The sequence below is a fragment of the Mycolicibacillus koreensis genome, assembly GCF_002104795.1.
Classification (GTDB): Bacteria; Actinomycetota; Actinomycetes; order Mycobacteriales; family Mycobacteriaceae; genus Mycobacterium; species Mycobacterium koreense.
The window spans coordinates 1-25,209 of sequence record NZ_NCXO01000051.1; the positions used below are offsets into that span (position 1 = coordinate 1).

The window sequence follows — 25,209 nt, forward strand, 5'->3', positions numbered from 1 at the left end:
TCCGCCGCGCCGCCGAGGCGGGAGTCCGTCAGGTGGTGATCCTGGCCGCCGGCCTGGACTCACGGGCCTACCGGCTGCCCTGGCCCGACGGCACCACCGTCTTCGAACTGGACCAGCCGCAAGTGCTGGAGTTCAAACGGCGGGTCCTCGCCGAGCATGGCGCCCAGCCCACCGCCGAGCGCCGCGAAATCGCGGTGGACCTGCGTGACGATTGGCCGCAGGCGCTGCGTGACGCCGGGTTCGACCCGGCCCGCCCCTCGGCGTGGATCGCCGAGGGATTGCTGATCTATCTACCAGCCAGTGCGCAGGAGCAGTTGTTCACCGGCATCGACGGCCTGGCCGCGGCGGGCAGCCATATCGCCGTCGAGGACGGCGCCCCGATGCCGGCCGACGACTACGCCGCGGCGCTGGCCGACGAGCAGGCGGCCGGCGATGACGCCCGAATCTTCCACCAGTTGATCTACAACCAGCGGTGCGCGCCGGCCGACGAGTGGTTCGGCGCCCGGGGGTGGACGGCCACGCCGACCCCGCTGGCCACGTGGCTGGACACCCTGGGCCGGCCGGTGCCGAGCGCCGACGTCGACGCGGGGCCGATGATCGCGCGGATCACCCTGGTGAGCGGGGTCAAGAGATAGGAGCGCGCCCGTGTCGAGCCGAGTACACCCGTTGTTAACGGCGATCGTTTTCAATAACGGGTCTGGCGGGGTATCGTGCCCGTTAACGAAAATCGTTTTCAGTAACGGTGGGCTCGATGCGGCCGGAGCGAAGGGGGTGCGCCGACGATGGTGATTGGCGATCTCGGAGTTTGCGGTGCCGACCGGCGATCGTCGCTGACCACGGTGATTGAGACCACGGTGCGATCACTGGCGGCCGTCTCGACAGGCGGCGCGGGGCAGTGCTAGCTTCTTCAAGTTAGGTTAGGTAAAGCTATGTTGAAAGGGCGGTCGCGTGGGAAACGCTGACACCGGCATGCTGGCGGCGCGGAACGCCGCGCACCGGGTCGACAGCGACATCGTCAGTCGGTTCGCCACCTGCTGTCGTGCGCTGGGGGTGACGGTGCACGGGCGGCAACGTCCCGCCGACCTGGCCGCTGCCCGAACGGGTTTCGCCGCGCTCACCCGGATCGCCCATGACCAGTGTGACGCCTGGGTGGGGCTGGCCGCCGCCGGCGACGATTCGCTGCGGGTGCTGGAAGCCGTCGCGCAGACCATCGGCACCGCCGGGGTCCTGCAGCGCGAGGTGGACCTTGCCCTGGGGGCGGTGTCGTTCAGCTACGACAGCGGGCTGTACCTGCGCTTCCGCGCCACCGAACCCGACGATTTCCGGCTCGCCTACGCCGCGGCGCTCGCCTCGGCCGGCCGTTTTGCCGACGCCCACGAGATCGCGCTGGAGATCACCGAGCGCCGTCCCGCCTGGCGGGAGGCCCGCTGGGTGCTGGCCACCATCCACTACCGCGCCGAACGTTGGGCCGACGTGGTGAAGCTGCTCACCCCGCTGGTCAACGACACCAGCATCGACGAGCTGTTCACCCACGCGGTGAAGGTCACCCTCGGGATCAGTCTGGCCCGGCTGGGCATGCACGCCGCGGCCCTGTCGTACCTGGAAGAGCCGGAGGGGCCGGTCGCGGTGGCCGCCGTCGACGGGGCCCTCGCACGGGGTCTGGTGCTGCGGGTGCACGTCGACGAGGACGCCGCCGAGGAGGTGCTGCAGGACCTGTTCGCCGCCAACCCGGAGAACGAGCAGGTGCAGCAGGCACTCAACGACCGGTCGTTCGGGATCGCCACCACCACCGGCGATCGCATCGACGCCCGCACCGACCCGTGGGACCCGGCCACCGAGCCCGACGAAGGTGACTTCATCGACCCGGAGGCCGCCGAGCGCAAGGCCGCGCTGCTGGAGCAGGCCGAGCGGGAGCTCGGCGAGTTCATCGGCCTCGACGAGGTCAAAAACCAGGTTCAGCGGCTGAAGAGCTCGGTGGCGATGGGGTTGATGCGCCAGGAGCGCGGGCTGACCGTCGCCCAGCGCACCCACCACCTGATCTTCGCGGGGCCCCCCGGAACCGGTAAGACCACGATCGCGCGTGTGGTCGCCAAGATCTACTGCGGCCTGGGGCTGTTGAAGAAGGAGAACGTCAAAGAGGTCCACCGTGCCGACCTGATCGGTCAGCACATCGGGGAGACCGAAGCGAAGACCAACGCGATCATCGACAGCGCGCTCGACGGGGTGCTGTTCCTCGACGAGGCCTACGCGTTGGTGGCCACCGGAGCCAAGAACGACTTCGGTCTGGTCGCGATCGACACGCTGCTGGCCCGGATGGAGAACGACCGCGACCGGCTCGTCGTGATCATCGCCGGGTACCGCGCGGACCTCGACCGCTTCCTGGACACCAACGAAGGTCTGCGGTCGCGGTTCACCCGCAGCATCGACTTCCCGTCCTACACCCCGGCCGAGTTGGTCGAGATCGCCCACGTCATGGCCCAGCACCGCGACAGCGTCTTCGAACAGCCCGCGCTGGCCGACATGGAGAAGCTCTTCGCCCAGTTGGCCGCGGCGTCGAGCCCCGACGCCAACGGTGTCGAGCGGCGCAGTCTCGACATCGCCGGCAACGGTCGTTTCGTGCGTAACCTCGTCGAACGCTCCGAGGAGGAACGCGAATTCCGGCTCGACCACTCCGAACAGGCCGGAACCGGCGAATTCACCGATGAGGAACTGATGACCATTACCGCCGCCGATGTCGGCTACTCGGTGACCCCGCTGCTGCGTGGTCTGGGATTGACGGTGCCCGCATGACCGAGCCCGAACCGAACGACGACGACCGCCGCGGGTTCGCCTCCCGCACACCGGTCAACGAGAACCCCGACCGGGTTGTCTACCGGCGCGGCTTCGTCACCAAGCATCAGGTCACCGGCTGGCGTTTCGTCATGCGCCGCATCGCCTCCGGGGTGGCGCTGCACGACGCCCGGATGTTGGTGGAGCCGCTGCGTACCCAGACCCGCTCGGTGGTGATGGGGGCGCTGATCACGATCACCGCCGTGCTCGGGTTCTTCGTGTTCTCCTTCATCCGTCCCGGTGGTGCGCCGGGCAACGAGCCGGTGCTGGCGGATCGGACCACGTCGGCGCTGTACGTGCGCCTCGGTGACCAGTTGCACCCGGTGCTGAACCTGACCTCCGCCCGGCTCATCGTCGGCCGTTCGGTCGACCCGAAACTGGTGAAAACCAGTGAACTGGACGAGATTCCGCGTGGAAACCTGCTGGGTATCCCCGGAGCGCCGGAGCGGATGGTGCAAAGCGACGCCAGCGACGCGGACTGGACCGTCTGCGATGCGACGACCGGAAGCGAGGCGGGGGTCACCGTGATCGCCGGCGCCCCGCAGAGCGACGGCGCCCGCGCCGACCGGCTCGGTGATCAGCAGGCGGTGCTGGTCGACAACGGGGCGCGCACGTGGCTGCTGTGGGACGGCCGGCGCAGCCCGATCGACGTCAACGACCGCGCCGTGACCGGTGCGCTCGGATGGGGCGTCAACGTTCCGGCCGCCCGTCCGATCGCGACCGGGTTGTTCAACGTGATCCCGGAGGCGCCGCCGCTGGCGCCGCCGGACATCCCCGGCGCGGGTGAGCCGGCGCACTTCGAGCTGCCGGTGCAGGCCCCGGTGGGAGCGGTCGTCGTCGCCTACGCCGCCGACCACTCCGCGCTGTACTACGCGGTGTTGCCCGACGGGCTGCAGCCGATCTCCCCGGTGCTCGCCGCGCTGCTGCGCAACACCGACTCCTACGGGCTGGATCAGCCGCCCCGGCTGTCGGCCGATGCGATCGCCCAACTCCCGGTATCACGGGCCCTGGACACCTCTCGCTACCCCGAGCAGCGGCTGAACCTCGTTGACGCCGGCCATGACCCGGTCACCTGCGCCAACTGGACCAAGGAGTCCGGTGCCGCTGCCTCCAACCTGACGCTGCTGTCGGGCTCGGCGCTGCCGATTCCTGCCGGCATGCACACCGTCGATCTGGTGGGCGCGGGCGCCGAGGGCACCGCCACCCGCGTGGCGCTGCCCCCGGGCAGCGGCTATTTCGCCCAGGTCGTGGGTGTCGAACCGACCTCGCCGGTCGAGGGTGCGTCGTACTGGATCTCTGATACCGGTGTCCGCTACGGCATCGATGATGCGCCCGGACCGACCGGTGAGTCGAAGACCGTTGAAGCCCTTGGGCTGAAGCCGCCCGCCCTGCCGATCCCGTGGTCGATGTTGACGCTGTTCGCGCCCGGACCGGCGCTCTCGCGCGCCGATGCGTTGATCGCGCACGACGGCATCGCCCCCGACACGCCCCCCTCCGGACGCACCGTCCGGACAGCCCAGGAGACCCGATGAGCCGATTGATCTTTGAGGCGCGCCGGCGGGTGCCACCACCGGCCACCCGCCAGGGCACGATCAGCATCGAGCCGCCGCCGGAACTGCCGCGTGTGGTGCCCGCGTCGATGCTGCAGCGGGCGCTACCCGTGCTGATCATCCTGCTCGTGGTCGGCGCGGTGGTCGCCATCGTGGCGACCGGCATGCGGATGATCTCGCCGCTGGTGCTGTTCTTCCCGCTGGTGCTGCTGTTCGCCGCCACCGGATTCTTCCGCGGCGACAAGAAGACCCGCACCGCCGACGTCGACGCCGAGCGCGCCGACTACCTGCGCTACCTGTCGGTGGTCCGCGACAACATCCGCGGCCAGGCCGCCCAGCAGCGCACCCGTCTGGAGTGGTCGCACCCCGAGCCCGCAACGCTGGCCGCGGTGGCCGGAACCCGTCGGCAATGGGAGCGCGACCCGCGCGACTCCGACTTCCTGGTGCTGCGCACCGGGTTGCACGACGTGGCGCTGGAGACCCATCTGCGGGTGCAGGACATCGCCGACGAGATCGACCTGGAGCCGGTCTCCCACAGCGCGCTGCGCAGCCTGCTGGAGACCCAGCGGCTGGTGCGGGAGGCGCCGGTCGGCATCGAACTGGGACGGGTCTCGCGGATCACCCTGGTCAGCGACGCCACCGAGCCCGAGGACGCCGCCGACGAGGTGCGCGCAGTGCTGCGCGCCTGGATCGCGCAGGCCGTCACTTGGCACGACCCCACCGTGCTCGGGGTGGCGCTGGCCTGCCCGCAGGTGGAGGACTCGGCGTGGTCCTGGCTGAAATGGCTTCCGCACGTGGATATCCCGGGCCAGATCGACGGCGTGGGTTCCGCGCGTTACCTGTCGGCCAGTGTGGATGACCTGATCGACCAGCTGCAGCCGGCGCTGGCGGACCGGCCCGAGTTCACCGGCGACCCGGTCGATGCGCTGCGCCACCTGCTGATCGTCGTCGACGACCCCGACTACGACATCAAGGGATCGCTGCTCGCACGCGGGCGTGCCGGCGTCACCGTCGTCCACCGGGTGGCCACCCCGCCGCACCGGGAGCAGTACGCCGACCCGGAGCGCCCGATCCTGCGGGTGCTCGACGGGAAGCTGCAGCGCTGGGCGACCGGCGGCTGGCAGACCTACATCGACGCCGCCGACACCCTCGACGCCGACGACGCAGCACATTTGGCGCGGCGACTGTCGCGGTGGGATTCCAACCCCACCCACGTGGGGCTGCAGTCGGCGGCCACCCGCGGCGCGACGTTCACCACGCTTCTCGACATTCCCGACGCCACCCAGTTGGACGTGCCCGCCCTGTGGGCGCCACGGCACCGCGACGACGAGTTGCGGGTTCCCATCGGGGTCACCGCGACCGGTGAGCCGCTGTACTTCGACCTCAAAGACGAGGCCGAGGGCGGGATGGGGCCGCACGGTCTGATGATCGGGATGACCGGTTCCGGCAAGTCGCAGACGTTGATGTCGATCCTGTTGTCGCTGTTGACCACCCACTCCGCGGAGCGGCTGATCGTGATCTACGCCGACTTCAAGGGTGAGGCCGGCGCCGACATCTTCCGCAACTTCCCGCAGGTCGTCGCGGTGATCTCCAACATGGCCGAAAAGCGTTCGCTGGCCGACAGGTTCGCCGACACCCTGCGTGGTGAGGTGGCCCGGCGCGAGTTGATGTTGCGCGAAGCCGGCCGCCAGGTCCAGGGCAGCACATTCAACTCGGTCACCGAATACGAGGAGGCGATCGCCGCGGGCCACGACCTGCCGCCGATCCCGACGCTGTTCGTCGTCGCCGACGAGTTCACCCTGATGCTCGCCGACCACCCCGAGTACGCCGAACTCTTCGACTACGTCGCCCGCAAGGGGCGGTCGTTCCGCATCCACATCCTGTTCGCCTCGCAGACCCTCGACGTCGGCAAGATCAAGGACATCGACAAGAACACCTCCTACCGCATCGGGTTGAAGGTGGCGAGTCCCTCGGTGTCGCGTCAGATCATCGGTGTGGAGGACGCCTACCACATCGAATCGGGCAAGGAGCACAAGGGCGTTGGGTTCTTGGTGCCCGCTCCCGGAGCCGCGCCGATCAAGTTCCGCAGCACCTATGTCGACGGTATCTACGACCCGCCGCGCGCCGCACGCACCGTGGTGGTGCACGCGGCACCGGAGCCGAAGCTGTTCACCGCCGGCCGGGTCGAAGCCGACCACGGCACGATCGTGGTCAACGACGGCCAGGACGAGCCGACCGGTCCGCCTCGCAAGCTGATCGCCACGATCGGCGACCAGCTGGCCGGGTACGGCCCGCACGCCCCGCAGTTGTGGCTGCCGCCGCTGGACGACGAGATCCCCCTCGACGACCTGCTGGTGCGCAGTGGGGTGGCCGAGCACTCCCTGCGGTGGCCTCTGGCCGAGATCGACAAGCCGTTCGAGATGCGGCGCGATCCGCTGGTGTTCGACGCGGCATCGGCCTCGGGCAACATGCTTATCCACGGTGGGCCCAAGTCGGGTAAATCGACGGCGCTGCAGACGTTCATCATGTCGGCGGCGGCCCTGCACAGCCCGCGCGAGGTCAGTTTCTACTGCCTGGACTACGGCGGCGGCCAACTGCGCAACCTCGAGGATCTCGCCCACGTCGGCAGTGTCGCCTCGGCGCTGGAGCCGGAGAGGATCCGTCGCACCTTCGGTGAACTCGAACAGCTGCTGCTGGCCCGCCAACAGCGGCAGGCGTTCCGCCGCTCCAACGGCAACGGCAGCGCCGCCGGGTTCGACGACGGGTTCGGTGAGGTGTTCCTGGTCATCGACAACCTGTATGCGTTCAGCCGGGACAACACCGACCAGTTCAACACCCGCAATCCGCTGTTGATGAAGGTGACCGAGTTGGTCAACGTCGGGTTGGCCTACGGCATCCACGTGCTGATCACGACCCCGAACTGGCTGGAGGTGCCGCTGGCGATGCGCGATGGGCTCGGGCTGCGCCTGGAGCTCAAGCTGCACGACGCCCGCGACAGCAACGTGCGGGTTCCCGGGGCGCTGCGCCGCCCCGCCGAGGCCGTCCCGGCCGACCAGCCGGGGCGCGGACTGACCATGGGCGCCGAACATTTCCTGTTCGCCGCACCGAATCTCGACGACGTCGCCGCGATCAACGCCCGCTACCCGGGCATGGCCGCGCCGCCGGTTCGCCTACTGCCGACGAACCTCGCCCCCGACACGCTCGGACAGCTGTACCGCGGCGGGGAACGGATCGTCATCGGTCAGCGCGAGGAGGACCTGGCGCCGGTGGCGCTCGACTTCGCCGACAACCCGCTGCTGATGGTGCTCGGCGACAGCAAGTCCGGCAAGACCACCCTGCTGCGCCACATCATCCGGACCGTGCGGGAGAACTCCACCGCCGATCAGGTGGCGTTCACCGTGCTGGACCGCCGACTGCACCTGGTCGACGAGCCGCTGTTCCCGGACAACGAGTACACCGCCAACATCGACCGGGTGGTGTCGGCGATGATGGGCTTGTCGACGCTGATCGAGCAACGTCGCCCGCCGGCCGGGCTGTCACCACAGGAATTGGCGCACTGGAGCTATCGCGGCCACATCCACTACCTGATCATCGACGATGCCGACCAGATCCCGGACGGACCGGCGATGAACGGCCCGTTCACCGGCCAGCGCCCGTGGACGAACCTGATCGGTCTGTTGGCGCAGGCCAGTGATCTGGGGCTGCGGGTGATCGTCACCGCGCGGGCCAGCGGGTCCGGGCACATGCTGATGACCAACCCGCTGCTGCGCCGGTTCGGTGATCTGCAGGCGGTCACCCTGATGCTCTCGGGCAACCCGACCGATGCCGGCAAGGTGCGCGGCCAGCGGTTCGTCCGGATGCCGGCGGGACGGGCGATGCTGTTGAGCGACAGCGACACCCCGACCTTCCTGCAGTTGGTCAACCCGCTGGTCAACCAGAGTCTGGCGCGATGATGCCGTCGCGACCGTCCGCTTCTACAACCGAATCCCGAACCGAATCCCGAACCGAAACCCGAAAGGAGCACAACCGATGAACCTCCGCGTTGTCCCCGAAGGACTGGCCGCCGCCAGTAGTGCTGTCGAAGCGCTCACCGCCCGCCTCGCTGCCGCCCACGCCGCGGCCGCCCCGGCGATCACCGCGGTCGTGCCGCCGGCCGCCGACCCGGTGTCACTGCAGACCGCTGCCGGCTTCAGCGCCCAGGGCGCCGAGCACACCACGGTCGCCACGCAGGGCGTCGAGGAACTCGGCCGTGCCGGTGTCGGCGTCGGTGAGTCCGGCGTCAGCTACGCCACCGGCGATGCGGCAGCCGCCGCCACCTACCTGATTGCCCGCGGCGGATAGTCGTGTCTCCCGTCTGGTTCGCATGGCCGCCGGAGGTGCATTCGGCGATGCTCAGCAGTGGTCCCGGTCCGGGGCCACTGCAGGCCGCCGCGACCGCGTGGACTCAACTCGGCGCCGAATACACCTCGGCGGCTGCGGAACTGACCGCCGTGTTGGGTGCGGTCCAATCCGGTGCCTGGCAGGGCCCCAGCGCCGAGCGTTACCTCGCCGCCCACGCGCCCTATCTGGCGTGGCTGACCCAGGCCAGCGCGAATGCCGGGGTGCAGGCCGCCCAGCACGAGGTCGCGGCCGGCAGCTACGTGGCGGCGTTGGCGGCGATGCCGACGCTGGGTGAGTTGGCCGCCAACCACACCATCCACGGTGTGCTGCTGGCGACGAACTTCTTCGGCATCAACACCATCCCGATCGCGCTCAACGAGGCCGACTACGTGCGGATGTGGATCCAGGCCGCGGTCACGATGGGCACCTATCAGACGGTCTCCACCATGGCCCTGGCCTCCACGGCGCGCACCACACCGGCGCCGCTGGTGGTGGCCCCCGGCGGGGAGGCGATGGCCGCATCGGCGAACCTGATGTCGGCCCCGGCACAGCCGCAGGCAGCGGCCGCCGGATCGACGCTGGACAGCTCGAACAGCATCGCCGACATGCTGCAATCGTTGATGAAGAACCCGCTCGGCGCCTACATGGACCTGATCAAGCAGATGTACGAGCCGATCATCAATCTGTTCACCCACCCCGACCAACTGCTGGCCTTCCTGGCCAACCCGTTCGCGAACCCGGCACTGCTATTTCTGGTCGTCTACCAGGTGTTCTTCAACCTGGTGGGCTGGCCGACCTGGGCGATGATCCTCAGTTCCCCGTTCCTGCTGCCGTTGGTGCTGGGACTGGCCCTGGGCGTCGGCTCGCAACTGCAGCAGGTCGGTGTCGACGGGATGCCCGGCGACCAGCCCGGCGCCGAGGAGGGACTCCGGGACCAGGTCACGCCCCGCCAGGACGCACCGCCGCTGTCGGCGCCGGCGACCCCGGCTCCCGCGGCTCCCGGCCCGCCGGCCCCGGCCAGCCCCGCCCCGGCAGCCCCGGCTTCGCCGGCGGTTCCGGTCACCGGGACCGAAGCCGTGGGTTACGTGGTGCGCACCGAGGGGTGGGGTCCTGCGGTGGGACCGAACCTCATCGACCGCAGGGGTGCCCCGGCACCGGCGGCCCGGGTGCCCGCCGCAGCGGCTGGGGTGCGCGCGATGACCCGCGAGCAGGCCCGCGCTCGACGCCGGCAACGCAAGAAGATGAAGGACTTCGGCGACGAGTTCATGGACATGAACGCCGGTCCCGCCGGCGGCGGTGCCGACACGGCGTCGACCGCTTCCGAGCGCAGTGCCGGGCGACTGGGATTCACCGGTACCGCCACGAAAACTGCCACCGCCGCATCAGGACTGGCCACATTGACCGCCGACGAGGTCGGCGAAAGCCCGACGGTGCCGATGATGCCGGGCACCTGGGAGTCCCCGCCCGAGGAGAGCGCGGAAGGGGGCGGCGACAACTGAACAGATTTCAGCAACATCACCACAACACCCCATCACCAGAAGTGAGAAAGGAAATCCCATGAGTCTTCTCGACGCACACATCCCGCAGTTGGTCGCTTCGGAGTCGGCGTTCGGCGCCAAGACCGCCCTGATGCGCAGCACCCTCTCCCAGGCCGAGTCGGCGGCACTGTCGTCGCAGGCGTTCCACCAGGGCGAGGCATCGGTCGCCTTCCAGTCGGCGCACATGCGCTTCGTCGAGGTGGCCGCGAAAGTCAATGCGCTGCTTGACATCGCGCAGGCCAACCTCGGTGAGGCCGGAGCCACCTACGTGGCTGCCGATGCCGCTGCTGCGAGCACCTATGGCGGCGGCAGCCTCTAACTCCCCACGGACACAACGAACTTTTCCAGGAAGGAATGACCATGTCGCAGATCATGTACAACTACCCGGCGATGCTCGCCCACGCAGGTGAGATGAGCGGCTACGCGGGCACACTGCACGCGCTGGGCGTCGACATCGCCACCGAGCAGGCCGCGCTGCAGGGCGCCTGGCAGGGTGACACCGGGATGACCTACCAGGCATGGCAGGCGCAGTGGAACACCGCGCTGTCGGAGCTGGTGGCGTCCTACAACGCGATGTCGGGAACCCACGAAGCCAACACGTTGGCGATGCTCGGACGTGACCAGGCGCAAGCCGCCAAATGGCTCTAAATGTCCCTGCGACCCAATGCGGTTGAACTAACCGTCGATCAGGCGTGGTACATCGCCGAAACCAGCGGGGCGGGATCGTTTCCCTGGGTTCTGGCGATTACCACGCCGTATCGGGATGCCGGTGAACGAGCCGCATTCCTCGACGGTCAAGCCGCCGAATTGGCCGAGATGGGGTTGATGTCGTCGCAGGGCGACATCAACCCCGCTGTGGCCGACTGGATCCGGGTGGTGTGCTTCCCGGAGCGGTGGCTGGATCTGCGGTTCATCGGGCCGAGCTCGTCGCCCGATGATCTGCTGCGTGGCATCGTCACGCGCCGTGGACAGCAGACCGTGGTCGCATTGCGCAACGCCCAGCTCGTGACGTTCACCGCGATGGAGATCAACGACCCGAGGGAACTCGGGCCGGTGCTGACGGCTGGGCTGCGGGGCCGCCCCCCGGCCCATTTCGAGGAGTTCCGGCTTCCCGCCCGCGTCGGCGCCCGCGCCGACGAACGGCTGCGCAGCGGCGCTCCGCTGACCGAGGTGCTGGAGTACCTCGGGATCCCGCGCTCGGCGCGGGCAGTCGTGGAATCGGTGTTCACCGGCCCCCGCAGTTACGTCGAGGTCGTCGCCGGCGAGCGCAGCAACGGTCAGCACACCACCACCGAGGTCGGGATGAGCATCGTCGACGCCGAGATGGGCCGCGTGCTGGTCAGCCCGTCGCGTGCCTTCGACGACGAGTGGGTATCGACCTTCACCCCCGGCACACCCCTGGCGATCGCCACCGCGGTCGACCACCTCACCGATTTACTGCCCGACGGGCGATGGTTCCCCGACGCCCGTCTGTTGCGCGATTTCACCGCACAACGCATTTGAGTCCCCACCAGCAAACGGTTAAACAGAGAAGAGAAAACCCATGTCCGAGACCTCGGTGCTGCCCGACGTCGTGATGCCGATTGTTCGGGTCGCCGTGCTCTCCGAAAGCCGGCTGACCGAAGTCGCTCTGCCCGCGGAGTTGCCGCTGCGTGAGATTGTCCCCGCCGTCCAACAACTGGTCGCCCCGGCCACCGACGACGCCGACGATCACGCCACGGTCCCGCTGAGCCTGGCCCCCATCGGCGGTGCGCCGTTCAGCTTGGACGCCACCCTCGACACCGTCGGTGTCGTCGACGGTGACCTGCTGGCGTTGCAGCCGGTGCCGGCCGGCCCGTCGTCTCCGGGCATCGTGGAGGACATCGCCGACGCGGCGGTCATCTTCTCGGCCTCGCGCACCAAACCGTGGGGCACCAAGCACATTCAGCGCGGTGCGCTTGCGGCGCTGATCCTGGCGATACTCGCCGCCACCGGGCTCGCCACCGCCTACCAGGCGGTCACCGGTGACCTGGCAGGGCTGTTCGCCACCACCGCCATCGCCGGACTGACCGCGGTCGCCTCCCTGGTCAGCCGGGCGCGATCGGGCCGGGTCGCCGTGGTGCTGGCGATCGGGGCGCTGGCACCGATCGCGGCGGCCTGCATCCTGGCGGTCCCCGGGTACTTCGGTCCCGCCCACGTCATGTTCGGCGCGGCCGGGGTGGCGGCATGGTCGTTGATCAGCCTGATCGTCCCGCGCCGCGACCAGGAGCGGGCCGTTGCCTTCTTCACCACCACCACGGTCGTCGCCTTGGCGCTTCTGCTCGCGGCCGCTGCGAAATCCATCTGGGCCCTGCCGATCTCGAGCCTGGGGTGCGGACTGATCGCTGCGGCGCTGCTGGTGACGGTGATGGCCCCGCAGCTGTCCACCCTCTGCGCACGCTTCCCGCTGCCGGTGATCCCCGCCCCGGGCGACCCGACCCCGGCGCCGCCGTCGCAGCGCCTTTTGCGTGATCTCCCACGGCGGGTCCGGGCCAGCGACTCCCACCAGAGCGGCTTCGTCGCCGCCGCGGTCCTGCTCAGCGTCGTGGGTTCGGTGGCGATCGCCGCCAACCCGGAGACCGTCGCGGGGTGGGCCTGGTACCTGGTGGCCGCGACCGCACTGGCCACCGTGCTCCGAGCCCGGGTGTGGGACTCCGCGCCGTGCAAGGCGTGGCTGTTGGCCCAGCCTGTGCTGCTCGCGGTGACCCTGTTGACCATCTACGCCGCCACCGGCCATTACGCCGCGGCCGGCTGGGTGCTGCTGACCGTGGTGGGTGTGGCGCTGGCCTGGGTCGTGGTGGCGTTGAACCCGGTGGTCGCCACGCCGGAGAGCTACTCCCTGCCGATGCGCCGGTTGCTCGGGTTCCTCGCCTCGGGCCTGGACGCGTCGCTGATCCCGGTGATGGCGTACCTGGTCGGGTTGTTCGCCTGGGTTCTGGATCGATGAGCCGTGCCGGCCTTGCCCTGCTGAGCGCGGTGCTCACCGCCGGGCTGGCGGTGAGCCCACCGGCAGCGGCGATCGATCCGCCCCAGATCGATGCCTCCGTCGCCCCGCCCGACGGCACCCCGGGGCCGGTGACCGAGATGTCGCAGTTCGGCGCCTGTGGGACCTCCGAGGTGCTGCCCGGTACCGACCCCGGTGCGGTGACCACCAGTCAGCAGATGCTGAATCTGCCCGACGCCTGGCAGTTCTCCCGCGGTGCCGGTCAGAAGGTCGCCATCATCGACACCGGTGTGCGTCCCGGACCCCGGCTCCCCGAAGTGGAGGCCGGCGGTGACTATGTCGAATCCACCGACGGCCTCACCGACTGCGACGGGCAGGGCACCTTGGTGGCCGGTATCGTCGCCGGCCAGCCGGGCGATGACGGATTCTCCGGCGTGGCACCGGATTCCACTCTGCTGGCGATCCGTGCCGCGTCGATGCGGTACTCGCCGCGCGCCACAGACGGAGCCGACCCGATGGTCGCCCACGCCACCGCCGCGGTGGCGATGATGGCCCGCGCGGTCGTGCACGCTGCCGATCTCGGCGCTCGGGTGATCACACTGTCCGCGCCGAGCTGCCTGCCGGTTGACCGGCCCATCGATCTGACCGCACTGGGTGCGGCCCTGCGCTACGCGGCGGTGGAGAAGGACGCGGTCGTCGTCGCCGCCGCCGGAAACAACGGTGCGTCCGGCGCCTTTGGTGGCGGTGCGACCTGCGAATCCAACCCGGGCACCGACCTGAACCGGACCGACTCGCGGAACTGGGAGGGCGTGACAGCGCTGTCGTTGCCGTCCTACTGGCAGCCCTACGTGCTGTCGGTGGGTGCGCTCACCCCGACCGGGCAACCGTCCAAGCTGACGATGTCGGGCCCCTGGGTGGGCATTGCCGCTCCGGGGGAGAACGTCGTCTCGGTCTCCAACCGCGACGACGGCGGACTGGCGAACGCGATGCCCGGCAACAAACAACAGTTGGTGCCCCTCAACAGCACCAGCTATGCGGCCGGCTATGTGGCAGGCGTCGCAGCGTTGGTGCGCAGCCGGTTCCCGGAGATGAACGCCAACCAGGTGGTTCAGCGCATCACCGCCACTGCCCACAACGGGGCGCGAGCGCCGTCGAACCTGGTGGGTGCCGGCACCTTGGATCCGGTCGCCGCACTGACCTGGGACCTTCCCGCCGCGGCCGACCCCGCACCCACGAAATCACTTCCGGCGCCCCCGGAACCGGAGCCGACCGATCCCACACCGCGGATCGTCGCCTACACCGGGTCCGCGGTTCTGTTGCTGGGCGTTGTTGTTGTCGCCGCGCTGGTTGCGCGTCGGCGAAAGGAGACTTCCGAATGAGCATCAACCGACCGACCGTGGTGTGGCCGGGGCCCGCGCGCCTCACTTTGGTTGCGCTGGCGGTGATCCCGGCGGCGCTGGCCTACCCGTGGCCGACCCCGCGGGATCGGTGGATCCTCGGTGTGGCCGTGGTGATCGTGATCCTGCTGTTGAGTTGGTGGCGCGGCCTGCACCTCACCACGCTGCTGCGTCGCGGTGCGGCCATGCTCGGCGGCAATCGGATCAAGCGGACACCCGCCGACCCGGTCACCACGACGACCGCGGTGATCAGCATTACCCCCACCGAGGGCGCTACCGAGGTGCTACCACTGCGCCTGATCGCCGGCTATCTGGATCGCTACGGCATCAGTGCCGACAGCATCCAGATCACCAGCCGTGATGGTGATCCCGAGCAATCCCACCGCGACACCTGGGTCGGGCTGACGGTGTCGGCGGCCGACAACCTCGCGGCACTGCAGGCCCGTTCCGCATCGGTCCCGTTGCAGGAGACCGCCCGGGTGGCCGCGCGCCGGCTCGCCGACCACCTGCGCGAACTGGGTTGGGACGCCGTGGTGGTGCAGTCCGAGGACGTGCCGATGCTGATCGAAGCGGGCGGCAAGGAGACTTGGCGCGCCGTCACCGACGAGCAGGGCGATTACCTGGCCGCCTACCGGATATCGGTGGACGGTTCCCTCGCCGAGACGCTGCGCGAGGTGTGGTTGCAGCCCACCAAGGAGACATGGACCGCGATCCAACTCACCGGCACACCGTCAGAACCGGCGGTGGCGGCCGCGTGTGCGTTCCGCACCGCTGAACGTCCGACCGCAGCAGCGCCGTTGGGTGGGCTCACCCCGCAGCGTGGCGTCCACCGCGCGGTGCTGGCGGCGATGGACCCGCTGTCCGGCGACCGCCTGCAGGGGCGCACCGAGGCGGGCATCGAGACGGTGGCGGCCCTACCGTGGCCCCTTCGGCGGCCGACTCGTGCGAAGAAGAAGTCCCGCGGGCGTCACGCCACCGTCGGCTAAGCCGGCTCTTCAGCGGCCTCGTCGAACATGAACGGCCGCAGGAACCGGTTGGTGCGTCGCAGATAGGTCGGCTGGCTGACATGCAGGACGTGGTTGCCGGGAAACCAGTGCAGCGCACAGCGATCCCAATGTTCCCACAACATTGCCGATTGCTCCGGCGGGGCAAGTCGGTCACCGAGACCGGTGATGATCAGGCGCCGGTCCTTGGGCACCAGCGGCTGATAGGTCAGCGGTGAGTGAAACCCTGTGGCCGCCGCGAACTGCTCGCGGTCGATACGGCCGAGGCGACGCCCGAGGCTGAACAGTTTGTTCGCCGGGAACCAGTCGTCGACCTCGTCTTGCACCGACACGACAGGAACGTTCGGGATGACCGCGTCCAGGCGGTCATCGACCGAGGCGATCAGCGCCGAGGTGTAACCCCCCAGCGACATGCCGGTCAACGCGATCCTGTCCACGCCGGTGTGGCGCAGATAGTCGATGACCGAACGGAAATCGTGCACGGCCTGCGCCATCGCCTCGGCGAAACCCGACATGCCGTGGGAGAAGAATCCGTAACCGCTGAACGGGGAGTTCTTTTCGGCACGTCGACCGTGAAACGGCAGCGTGAACAGCAGGACGTCGTAGCCGCACCGGTAAAACCAGGGCAAAGAGAAGAACAGCCCGTTGAACAGGTAGGGCGAGCCCATGAATCCGTGGATGACACAGAGGGTGGGCCGTGCGCCGTCCTCATGACGCCAATGTTGCGCGCGCACGACGTTGTTGCGTGACAGGGCTCGCCAGGTCGAGCGCATTGCGGGGTTGCGCGGAACGAAGCTGCTGGGGAACGCGATGTTGTCGACGTTGCCGCCGGCGACACGTTCGGCGAACGGGTTGGCCAGTCGCGAGACCACCTGCGGCAACTCGGTCGGCGCCGGAAACGAGGCGACCGGGTCGCGCTGGGCAGCCAAGTCGGCGTAGAAGCGCAGGTTCTCCTGCTCGGTGCGGGATTGGTTGCGCTGTAGGGCGGTGGTCATCATCGGCGGCAGCATCGCGGCTCCGACCAGCGAGGCGATCGCGGTGCGCAGTCCGAGGTCGGCAACAGCGGAAGCGTCCACGACGGCGCGCTGGCCCCAGGTGAGCTCCGCGCGTTTCGGAAGCCCGGTGTCATCGGCTTCACCACCGGGGACATTCGGGACCGGAAGCGCGGGTTCGTGTGCGGCGGAGTCGACGGTCACGGTCGAAGGCCTTTCTGTACGGGGCCCGAGAAACTCGAGGGAAAACCCAACCAACCGGATGGTAGCTGGTTCGGGGGCGTGGGGGGCCAAGACCGAATTTTGATGATCGATATGCTTTCAGCGGGGCAGCTTCGGTCTCTGTGACCGGGACCGACGGCGTGCCTCATCCGGCTTCGCTGACAGGGCCTTTGGTCCTTGAAAGGGTTGACTTCGGTGAGCACCGACAGCTACGACGCGACCGTAGCCTGGCGACCATGATCCAGGTGGCGGCCTCCGGTTCGAAGAAGCCCCCGCTGATCAAGCCCGGCAAACCGGGCGGACCGCGGCGTCCGGTCTTCGTCATCGGCAACGTGGTGGTGCTGGCCTGGTTGGCGATCGCGGTGGCGCTGCTGCTCAGCTACAACACGCTGAACCAGTCGGTGTGGCTGCCGATCCACGCGCTGTTGCTCGGTGCGGCCACCACCGCGATCCTGATCTGGTCGGAGCATTTCGCCGCGACGCTGTGTCGGGCACCGGATCCGCCGTCGTGGCAGTTGACCACCAAGCTCGCGGTGCTCAACGTCGCTGCGATCACCGCGCTGGCCGGTGTCTACACCGGCGTGATGGTGCTGACGGCCGCCGCCGGCGTGGCGGTCGCGGTGGTGGCGGTGGTGCATGCCGCACACCTGGTGGCCATGCGTCGTGCCGCGTTGCAGGCCCGGTTCGACTACCTGATCAGCTTCTATGTGGCCTCCGGAGGTGCGCTGCTGTTGGGAGCTGGGGCCGGCGCGGCGCTCGCCCTCGGCGCCGACGGGTGGTACGCGCGGCTGTGGTCGACCCACGTGCACGTCATGCTCTACGGCTGGATCGGCCTGACCGTGGTGGGAACGTTGTTCACGCTCTGGCCGGTGGCCTCCGGTGTGCGGATCACCGAGCACAGCATCAAACTGGCCCGCCGCACCCTGCCGACGCTGGTCGCCGGGTTGACCGCCGTCGTCGCCGGTGTGCTGGTCGAGAACGTGTGGCTTGCCGGAGCCGGCCTGGTCGGCTACGCCGCCGGTGTGGTCATCGCCGTGGTGGCACTGTGGCCGAGCCGAAAGCCGCGCGAAATCGCGTCGTGGAACCTGGCCGCCGCCATGGGATGGCTGGCCGTCGCGGTGCTGATCGAGATGGTCGGCGCCGCATGGTCACGCTCGGTGGAGGTGCTGCCCGGGCTGGTCGAATCCGTCGTGATGCCCATGCTGGTGGTCGGTTTCGTTGCTCAGATCCTCATCGGGGCGTTGACCCAGATGTTGCCGGTCGTGGTGGCTCAGGGACCCGCCGAGCGCAAAGCCGTCGTCAGCTACCTCGAGCAGGGCTGGCAGGCACGCCTGGCGGTGCTCAACCTCGCCGTTCCGCTCGTCGCGGCGCACTGGCCGGGTCCGGTCCGCATGGTCGGCTGGGCGCTGGCGGCGATCGGCGTGGCCACCTTCGTCGGATTGGCTCTGCGGCTGGCGGTTCCCGCGATGCTGCGACGACGGATGAACGTCGAGGCCATCGAGCGACGACTCCCCGGGACGATGACCGGCCTGGTGGCGGGCTTGTCGGCGGTGGTCGTCGCCATCGCGGCCAGCGTTGGGCCGTCGCTGAGCAGCACGGAGGAGCCGGTTCCGGCCGCAGCCGAAGTCATCGACGTCGCGCTGCACGATATGCGCGTGTGGCCCAACAGCGTTGAGGTTCCGGCTGGGACACATCTGGTGTTGCGGGTGACCAACGATGAATCGCTGCCGCATGACCTGCGTGCCGACAGCGGCGAGCACACCCCGCGTCTGCGGCGCGGCGAGACAGCGATGCTCGACATCGGTGTGGTCAACCACGATCGCGACATCTGGTGCGATGTTCCCGGGCACAAGGCCGCCGGGATGACGATGACCGTCATCGCCGTGGGCGGGCAGGCCAAACCTGCCGACGAGCACTCCGCGCACCACGGTGACGCCGATGCGCAGACGCCGCAGCTCAACCTCGCCGCCGACCCGTCCCCGGGATGGACCCCGCGCGATGCCACACTGCCGGCGGCAAAACCCGGTCTGCACCGGGTGGAGTTGCGTGCCACCGACGAACAGCTCGAGGTCGCCCCCGGCCGTCGGGAGAACCGGTGGACGTTCGGCGGCACCGAACCGTCGCCGACCCTGCACGGCAAGGTCGGCGATCGGTTCGAGATCACCCTGATCAACGACACCACCATGGGCCACGGCATCGACTTCCATGCCGGCGCGCTCTCCCCGGACCAACCGATGCGCACCCTGCAACCGGGCGAGAAACTGGTGTACCGGTTCACCGCCAACCGGGCCGGTGCCTGGCTTTACCACTGCAGTACCGATCCGATCTCACTGCACATCGCCAACGGCATGTATGGGGCGGTGATCATCGACCCGCCCGGATTGTCGCCGGTGGACCACGAATTCGCCATGGTGGGAGCGCAGTTGTATCTCGGCGACCCCGACAGCGACGACAAACCGACCGCGATCCGCGCCGACCGTCCCGACGGCTGGATGCTCAACGGCATGGCCGACCAGTATCGGCACGCCCCCCTGCAGGTACGTGCCGGCGAGCGGGTCCGGATCTGGTTGGTCAACGCCGGACCCGGCGACACCATCGCCTTCCACATCGTCGGAACCCAATTCGACACCGTCTACAAGGAGGGTGCCTGGCTGTTGCGCCCTGATGCGGCCAGCACCTCGCAGGGCGGGTCGCAGGTCCTCGATCTCGCTCCGGCTCAAGGCGGTTTCGTCGAACTCACCTTCCCCGAACCGGGCCACTACATGATCATGGACCACGATCTGCGCCACGCCGAGGGCGGAGCGCGAGGCACCGTCGCGGTGACGGGGTAGCCATGCTCGACCTCTGGACCGTCGTGCGGTTCCTGCATGTCCTCGGTGCCATCATTTGGGTGGGTGGTCTGTTGACGATCACCGTTGTGGTGTTGCCGCCGGTGTATGAGGTGCTCACCGCGGTCGCCGACCGCGCGATGTTGGTGCGGCGGGTGGGATTGCGGTTCGCGACCATCACCTGGACGGTGTTCATCCCGTTGCAGATCGCCACCGGGGTGATGCTGGCTTACGCGCACGGGGTGACCTGGGGTTCGCTGCTGCAGCCCGGCTACGGCCGGGTCCTGGCCACCAAGATCACGCTGTTCGTCGCGGTGATGGCGGCCTCCACCGTGCACGGCTTCCTACAACGCAACCGGCGGCCACGGTACGCGCGGATCGCTTCGATCGGCGCACTCACCGGCTCGGTCGGCATCATCTTCCTCGCGACCATGCTCACCGAGGGCAACTTCGGCTGAGAAGCGCGCTTCCGGTGTCGGTCAGCTGATCGAAAACAGCTGTGCGGCATTGGTGTAGAGCACTTGGCGTAGCCAAGAGTCGTCCACTCCGGGAAGATCGGCGAGCGCACGGATCGCAGCGAGGTAACCGTAGGGGATGTTCGGGAAGTCGCTGCCGAACATAATGCGGTCGCCCATCTCGAGCAGGCGCGAACCGAGTGCACGCGGAAACGGCATAATCTCCTCGGTGAACGCCGTGAACGCCATCGTGGTGTCCAACCGGACCTCCGGGAACCGGGCACAGAGTTCGAAGAACTCGGCGTACTCGGGCATGCCCATGTGGGCGATGATCAGCGGTAGCCGGGGATACCGGTCGAGCAGTTGGCGCACCGGTCCGGGGCCGGTGAACTCTCCGGCGACGGGGCCCGACCCACAGTGGATCACCACCGGGACCTGTTCGTGTTCGATGCGCGCCCAGACCGGTTGCAGCAGCGGGTCGTTCGGGTCGTAGCGGCCGACCTGCAAGTGCGCTTTGAAGACCTGCGTCCCGGCGTCGATCGCGGCGTCGACGTACTCCGCGGCGCCGGGTTCGGGGTAGAACGTCGCCGTGGGCAGACACGAGGGGGTGTCACGGGCGAATTGGATCGCCCACTGATTCAGCCAGGCCGCCATGTCGGGCTTGTGCGCATAGACCAGCGACGTGAACGCGCGCACCCCGAAGCGCTCCAGGGTGCGCACGCGGTCCTGTTCATCGGTGCGGTAGCTGATGGGCCAGTAACGGCCCAGCAGCGGTCCGGCCGAGTCGAAGTAGTCCCAGACCTTGTCCATCACCCGTTTCGGCATGAAGTGGGTGTGAACGTCGATCATTCCCGGTAGACCCAGCTGCGACCAGAGCGCGCGGACAGCGTCGATCTCGTCGGGACTTCCGGGTTGTTGACTCATCGTCGACCTTTCCTCGTGGTGTCGCTCAGGGTGTTTGCCACGTGTTCTCGCTGACGAATTCCGACAACGGTCTGCCCTGGGCCCAGTCGGCCTCCTCGAGTTCGGGTCGGTCCGGGAACTGCGGCACAGGCCCCAGGCACAGGATCGCGATCGGCTCGGCGCCCGCCGGCATGCCCAGCAGCTCGGCCAGCGGCGCCGGTTCGAACAACGACACCCACCCCATGCCCAGCCCCTCGGCTCGTGCCGCCAGCCACATGTTCTCGATCGCGCAGGCCACCGACGCCAGGTCCATCTGTGGCAGTGTGCGGCGGCCGAAGATGTGCTGTTCGCGACCGTCGCGCAATGCCACCACGAACAGTTCGGCGCACTCGCGGATGCCTTCGACCTTCAGCGCCAAGAATTCCCGTTCGCGTTCGCCGAGAGCTGCCGCGGTGCGACGGCGTTCAGCGTCGACGAGAACGTGAATTCGGTCGCGCAGATCCCGGTCGGTGATCCGGAGGAAACGCCACGGTTGCATCAACCCGACGTTGGGCGCGCAGTGCGCCGCGTGCAGCAACCGGGCGAGCACAGCGTCGGACACCGTCGCCCCGGCGACGAACCGACGCATATCGCGACGCTCGGCGATCGCGCGATACACCGCCCTGCGTTCCGGATCGCTGAAAGCGTGTGTGGTCACGGTGCCATCGTAGGAAGCGGCGGCCACGTCGCCACAAGGTGCAACAGCGCCGTCACGGGTGATAGGCGACACCGACCGCCCGGAACACGTACTCCGGCGGCACGTCGAACGTCAGCGTCCGGGTCGGTAGCCGGTCGAGCACCGCGTCGGGCAGCTCGGTCTTGTAGTCCAATTCCAGCCGGCCGTGGAAGCGCGGGTCGGCCTCGTCGAGGTTGACCTCGACCTGCAGCCCGGACTCGGTGATGGTCGCGGTGGCCGCACCGCCCTGAGGTTGGTCCCAACGCACGTCAACGGTGCGTCCGGCGAGCTTCGGCAGCGCCGAGAGGGTGGCCAGAACCCGCTGGGAGGTCAACGCCACCGCGCCGACGTAGCTGGCGACACTGTGGGGTGATCGCATTCCCGGGATCGAGCCACTGAACCGACGGGTCACCGCCACATAGTCCACCACATGGATGAGCCCCTCGGTTTCGAGCTGTTCGCGCAGGTCATCCGGCAGTTTGCCGATGCCCAGCAGCTTGCGGATCACGACAGTCATGTCTCCAGTATCCCCGTGTCGCAGAGTGCCCGTGATAATCGTTAACCGTGTGGACGACCAGGACGCAGCGGACCATCGCGACGATCGCCGCGCTCGTTGCGGTCGGTGTTTACGGGGTGCTGTGGTTCGGCTACCACCAGCGATGGTGGTGTTGGGCCGACTCGGCGAGCCTGAGCGCCCTCTACGACGTCGCGATCGCGCATCCGGGCTGGTTGCGGTTTTGGGAGATCGTCTGCGCGGTGTTCAGCCCGACCGGGTTCCGGCTCGTCGGTCTGGTGGTCATCGTGGTGGTGCTGACGCATCGCAATCTGCGGGCCGCGCTGTTCGTGCTGCTCACTGTGGAACTGAGTGGGCTGGTCATCGTAATCGCCAAACATCTCGCTGATCGCCCGCGCCCGGTGACCGCGCTCTCGCCGGTGACCTCCACGTCGTTTCCCTCCGGGCATGCGCTTGGAGCGATGGTCGGGGTGCTGGGCTTGCTGGTGGTGGTGTTGCCGATGATCAACCGCGTCGCCCAGGTCTGGTTGATCGTGCTGGGGGTGCTCATCGTCGCGGCCGTCGGGTTCGGTCGTGTCGCGCTCAACGTGCATCACCCCTCCGACGTGGTCGCCGGGTGGGCACTCGGCTACGCCTATGTGGTGCTGTGGATCCGCATTCTGCGGTTACCGGCACCGTTGCAGCGCTGAGGAATCACTGGTCGGGATCACTGTCGGTGCGCGGCTGAACCGCAACCACCCGACGCGTCGGCACCGGCTTGCCTTCGACACGCTTGGTCACCATCGGCGTGGGCGGGGCAACGATGCGGCCCTGGACCGGTGCGCCGTTTTTCACCGTCGGCCCGACGATGCGTTTCGTCGCGGGTTTGCTGTCGCCCTCGGCGCTGGACCCGTACAGGGGCCCGGGCGGCATCATCGGCACCGCGCCCATGGCGCCGCGCGGACCGGACGACGCTGGCGGCGGCCCGACGGGCGCAGGGGGGCCAAGCGCCGCGGAAGCGGGTGCGGTTCCCGGCGACGGTGTCGGTGGCGGGCCCAGGTAGCCGGTGGGGGTAGTGCCGCCGATGACCCCGGCAGGACCGGTGCCTGGTGATGCCGGGTCGTCCCAGCCGATGTCGTCGCCGCCCAAGTCGTCGAACTCGTCGAAGGGATCCTCGTCGAGCGTGTCGGCACTGAGATCCAGGGCCGGATCGACACCGTTTTGCAGCGCTCCCAACCCGGTCTGCAGCGCCTGCGACATTCCTTGGGCGGCCTGTTGGGGGATCTGCGCTATGCCCTGCAGGAATCCCGTGAAGACCCCACCGGCGGCCGCGGCGATACCGGCGGCCGCCTGGGGCAACTGCTGCATGAGTTGCGCGGATTGCGCTTCGTTGGCCGGGAATTTGGTCTCCGCATCGACCAGGCCCGCTTCCCGGTCGGCCTGGTCAAGCTCGGCCTCGGCGTTGTCGGCGGGGTCGCCGAGGTTGGCGGCGAGCCCCAAGGTCGCCAACAATCCGTCGATCGTGGAACCGACCCCGGTGACCAGGTCCGACATCACCTCCGGGGCCGGCGTGTTCATCCCATGGGCCCGGAGATACTCCTCGATGACGGCGACCAGATCGGGATCCATCAGCGACTCCGGAACGCGGTCTGTGCGGTGAGCGCCGTAAACCATCCCAGGTGGTAGGTCGCCACGCCCGGATCGGCGGCGACGAATGACTCGATCGCGGCGAGTAGCTGCCAGTTGGCCAGCGCGGTCGGGTCGATGCCGTCGGGGTAGCCGGCCAGTACCTGGGTGCTGATTTCACTGAGATACTCACGCAGCAGCGCGATCTCAGATTCCAACACGCCGGTTCGACTGCAGGTGGCTTTGACCAGTGTGTGCGCCAAGCGGGGCAGCCCGTCACGCCACTGAGTTGCCTGGATCAGATCCCATCCGAGATCGGGTGCGGCAATCGCGCAGTGCGCCAGACGCGCCGGCTGCCGCTGATCATCATCCTCGACGGCAGGTAGGGGATCGCCCGGCGCGATCTGGACCGCTATGTCGACCGGGCCCAGTAAATCCATCACACTGCCGCGCCGGCGTTCCGGCGACAGCAGTCGCAGCACGGTCGGAACGGTGACGTGCGGGGGGATCCACCCGCTGGCGAGGTCGGTGGCGACGACCGTGCTGCCGTCGTCGCGGTTCCCGGCAGCCCAGCGCAGCCGCGGCTGCTGCCGGGCGACGAAGGCCACAAGGCGCCGCAGTCGGCCGCGTTCGGTGGCTTCGCCGGACAGTGCCCCGGCCGTCGCGCCCGCTGAGGTTGCGGTCGCCGCGTGCTCGATGAGTGTTGCTGTTGGGATCGCCGACCGGCGCACCACGGCCGGTTGGCTGAGGCTCTGGGCGGTGCTCGCCGTGCTTGGAGAGTTCGCCGCCGCCGGTGGGGCGGAGGACCCCGCTGGCACGGAGGGTGCGGTCGCTGCGGGTGCGCGCAGGTCCGTTCCGTATCCCGGTAGCGGCCCGGGTGATGCCGCCGCGGCAGAAAGCGCCGGGGGAGCCGTCGGAGCAAGCGGCGCCGCCGGATACGGCGTGGCGAGATCGGAAGGCAGGTGCATGGTCCCGGGCGCGACCGGTGGGTCGACAGGCGCAGGCTGTGCGACCACCGGCGGGGGCAACGCCGGTGGCTGCGCGGTGCTGACGACGGGATGGGTTTCGGGCATCGTGGGCGCCGGAGCAGGCGCCGGCGCGGGTGCCACATCGGCGCCCGCGTGCAGGCCGTGCTCAAAACTCTGGGCTAAGGCAACCGGTGATGTCGCTGCTGTGTTGCTGACTGGAACGGCGCTCGGCGATACGTGCGGGGTCGGTCCGGCAGTCGGGATGGCCGGTGCGGTCGTGCCCGGAGACGAAGTGACCGGCGAAGGGGAGGGGTTTGCGTGCGGGGTGCCCCGCTTGGCGCACACAC

Annotated in this window: 22 protein-coding genes; 15 read left to right on the plus strand and 7 right to left on the minus strand. The window is 68.8% G+C overall.

The annotated features are described in order from the left end of the window. The 12 genes from B8W67_RS17225 to eccE form a co-directional block, all read left to right on the plus strand. The coding region (locus B8W67_RS17225; protein ID WP_109561822.1) for an SAM-dependent methyltransferase at positions 1 to 635 on the plus strand (635 nt) is incomplete at its 5' end. Between the two features lie 313 nt (positions 636 to 948). Continuing rightward, positions 949 to 2,790: a type VII secretion AAA-ATPase EccA gene (gene eccA / locus B8W67_RS17230; protein WP_069390711.1), complete on the plus strand. Its 1,842-nt coding sequence runs from the start codon at positions 949 to 951 to the stop codon at positions 2,788 to 2,790. Then, positions 2,787 to 4,361 (plus strand): type VII secretion protein EccB, encoded by a 1,575-nt coding sequence (eccB, locus tag B8W67_RS17235; RefSeq protein WP_085305279.1) that lies wholly within the window; start codon positions 2,787 to 2,789, stop codon positions 4,359 to 4,361. Before eccA ends, eccB begins: the two co-directional genes overlap by 4 nt. Then, positions 4,358 to 8,332 carry a type VII secretion protein EccCa gene (eccCa, locus tag B8W67_RS17240; protein WP_085305281.1) on the plus strand — a complete coding sequence of 1,325 codons (3,975 nt, stop codon included), beginning with the start codon at positions 4,358 to 4,360 and terminating at the stop codon, positions 8,330 to 8,332. Before eccB ends, eccCa begins: the two co-directional genes overlap by 4 nt. A gap of 76 nt (positions 8,333 to 8,408) precedes the next feature. After that, entirely contained in the window at positions 8,409 to 8,720 is a 312-nt protein-coding gene (locus B8W67_RS17245; protein WP_069390708.1) for a PE family protein, read from the plus strand. Then, positions 8,717 to 10,258 carry a PPE domain-containing protein gene (locus tag B8W67_RS17250; RefSeq protein WP_372507465.1) on the plus strand — a complete coding sequence of 514 codons (1,542 nt, stop codon included), beginning with the start codon at positions 8,717 to 8,719 and terminating at the stop codon, positions 10,256 to 10,258. Before B8W67_RS17245 ends, B8W67_RS17250 begins: the two co-directional genes overlap by 4 nt. A gap of 58 nt (positions 10,259 to 10,316) precedes the next feature. After that, positions 10,317 to 10,616 carry a WXG100 family type VII secretion target gene (locus B8W67_RS17255; protein ID WP_069390707.1) on the plus strand — a complete coding sequence of 100 codons (300 nt, stop codon included), beginning with the start codon at positions 10,317 to 10,319 and terminating at the stop codon, positions 10,614 to 10,616. Positions 10,617 to 10,657: 41 nt separating this feature from the next. Then, a complete protein-coding gene (locus B8W67_RS17260; protein ID WP_069390806.1) occupies positions 10,658 to 10,945 on the plus strand; it encodes a WXG100 family type VII secretion target in 288 nt (95 codons plus the stop codon). Further along, positions 10,946 to 11,800: an ESX secretion-associated protein EspG gene (locus tag B8W67_RS17265; RefSeq protein WP_069390706.1), complete on the plus strand. Its 855-nt coding sequence runs from the start codon at positions 10,946 to 10,948 to the stop codon at positions 11,798 to 11,800. 40 nt (positions 11,801 to 11,840) lie between these two features. Then, positions 11,841 to 13,262, plus strand: coding sequence for a type VII secretion integral membrane protein EccD (eccD, locus tag B8W67_RS17270; protein WP_069390705.1), 1,422 nt, complete (start codon positions 11,841 to 11,843; stop codon positions 13,260 to 13,262). Beyond that, positions 13,259 to 14,638, plus strand: a complete 1,380-nt coding sequence (mycP, locus tag B8W67_RS17275; protein WP_069390704.1) for a type VII secretion-associated serine protease mycosin — start codon at positions 13,259 to 13,261, stop codon at positions 14,636 to 14,638. Before eccD ends, mycP begins: the two co-directional genes overlap by 4 nt. 2 nt (positions 14,639 to 14,640) lie before the next feature. Continuing rightward, positions 14,641 to 15,642, plus strand: a complete 1,002-nt coding sequence (eccE, locus tag B8W67_RS17280) for a type VII secretion protein EccE (RefSeq protein WP_372507464.1) — start codon at positions 14,641 to 14,643, stop codon at positions 15,640 to 15,642. Here the strand turns inward: eccE and B8W67_RS17285 are convergent. Continuing rightward, on the minus strand, positions 15,639 to 16,856 hold the full coding sequence (locus B8W67_RS17285) for an alpha/beta hydrolase family protein (protein WP_085305285.1): 1,218 nt from the start codon (positions 16,854 to 16,856) through the stop codon (positions 15,639 to 15,641). The genes eccE and B8W67_RS17285 overlap by 4 nt on opposite strands. A 254-nt stretch (positions 16,857 to 17,110) precedes the next feature. Between B8W67_RS17285 and B8W67_RS17290 the strand changes: the two genes are divergently transcribed. Continuing rightward, a complete protein-coding gene (locus B8W67_RS17290) occupies positions 17,111 to 19,705 on the plus strand; it encodes a multicopper oxidase domain-containing protein (protein ID WP_085305286.1) in 2,595 nt (864 codons plus the stop codon). Between the two features lie 2 nt (positions 19,706 to 19,707). Continuing rightward, entirely contained in the window at positions 19,708 to 20,160 is a 453-nt protein-coding gene (locus B8W67_RS17295) for a hypothetical protein (RefSeq protein WP_085305288.1), read from the plus strand. A 21-nt stretch (positions 20,161 to 20,181) separates the two neighbouring features. On the opposite strand, the gene B8W67_RS17300 is transcribed toward B8W67_RS17295, so the two are convergent. The 3 genes from B8W67_RS17300 to B8W67_RS17310 are packed head-to-tail and all read right to left on the minus strand — an operon-like array spanning position 20,182 to position 22,292. Beyond that, complete coding sequence (locus B8W67_RS17300) at positions 20,182 to 21,081, minus strand: amidohydrolase family protein (protein WP_085305290.1); 900 nt, start codon at positions 21,079 to 21,081, stop codon at positions 20,182 to 20,184. Between the two features lie 25 nt (positions 21,082 to 21,106). Continuing rightward, positions 21,107 to 21,757, minus strand: a complete 651-nt coding sequence (bluB, locus tag B8W67_RS17305; protein WP_085305299.1) for a 5,6-dimethylbenzimidazole synthase — start codon at positions 21,755 to 21,757, stop codon at positions 21,107 to 21,109. 52 nt (positions 21,758 to 21,809) lie between these two features. Then, positions 21,810 to 22,292 carry a mitochondrial porin family protein gene (locus B8W67_RS17310; RefSeq protein WP_085305291.1) on the minus strand — a complete coding sequence of 161 codons (483 nt, stop codon included), beginning with the start codon at positions 22,290 to 22,292 and terminating at the stop codon, positions 21,810 to 21,812. Between the two features lie 47 nt (positions 22,293 to 22,339). Here B8W67_RS17310 and B8W67_RS17315 point away from each other — a divergent pair, with 47 nt between their 5' ends. After that, positions 22,340 to 22,978, plus strand: a complete 639-nt coding sequence (locus B8W67_RS17315) for a phosphatase PAP2 family protein (protein WP_085305293.1) — start codon at positions 22,340 to 22,342, stop codon at positions 22,976 to 22,978. Between the two features lie 4 nt (positions 22,979 to 22,982). Here the strand turns inward: B8W67_RS17315 and B8W67_RS17320 are convergent, their stop codons facing one another. From B8W67_RS17320 to B8W67_RS21170, 3 genes are all read right to left on the minus strand, one after another. Further along, a complete protein-coding gene (locus tag B8W67_RS17320; protein WP_234806806.1) occupies positions 22,983 to 23,897 on the minus strand; it encodes a hypothetical protein in 915 nt (304 codons plus the stop codon). Next, the gene (locus B8W67_RS17325) at positions 23,897 to 24,967 is read right to left on the minus strand and encodes a DUF5631 domain-containing protein (RefSeq protein ID WP_338065983.1); all 1,071 of its coding nucleotides are present in this window, start codon (positions 24,965 to 24,967) and stop codon (positions 23,897 to 23,899) included. The genes B8W67_RS17320 and B8W67_RS17325 overlap by 1 nt, the downstream gene beginning before the upstream one ends. Before the next feature lie 61 nt (positions 24,968 to 25,028). Continuing rightward, positions 25,029 to 25,209: hypothetical protein (locus B8W67_RS21170; protein ID WP_207567710.1), on the minus strand; the 181-nt coding region annotated here is incomplete at its 5' end.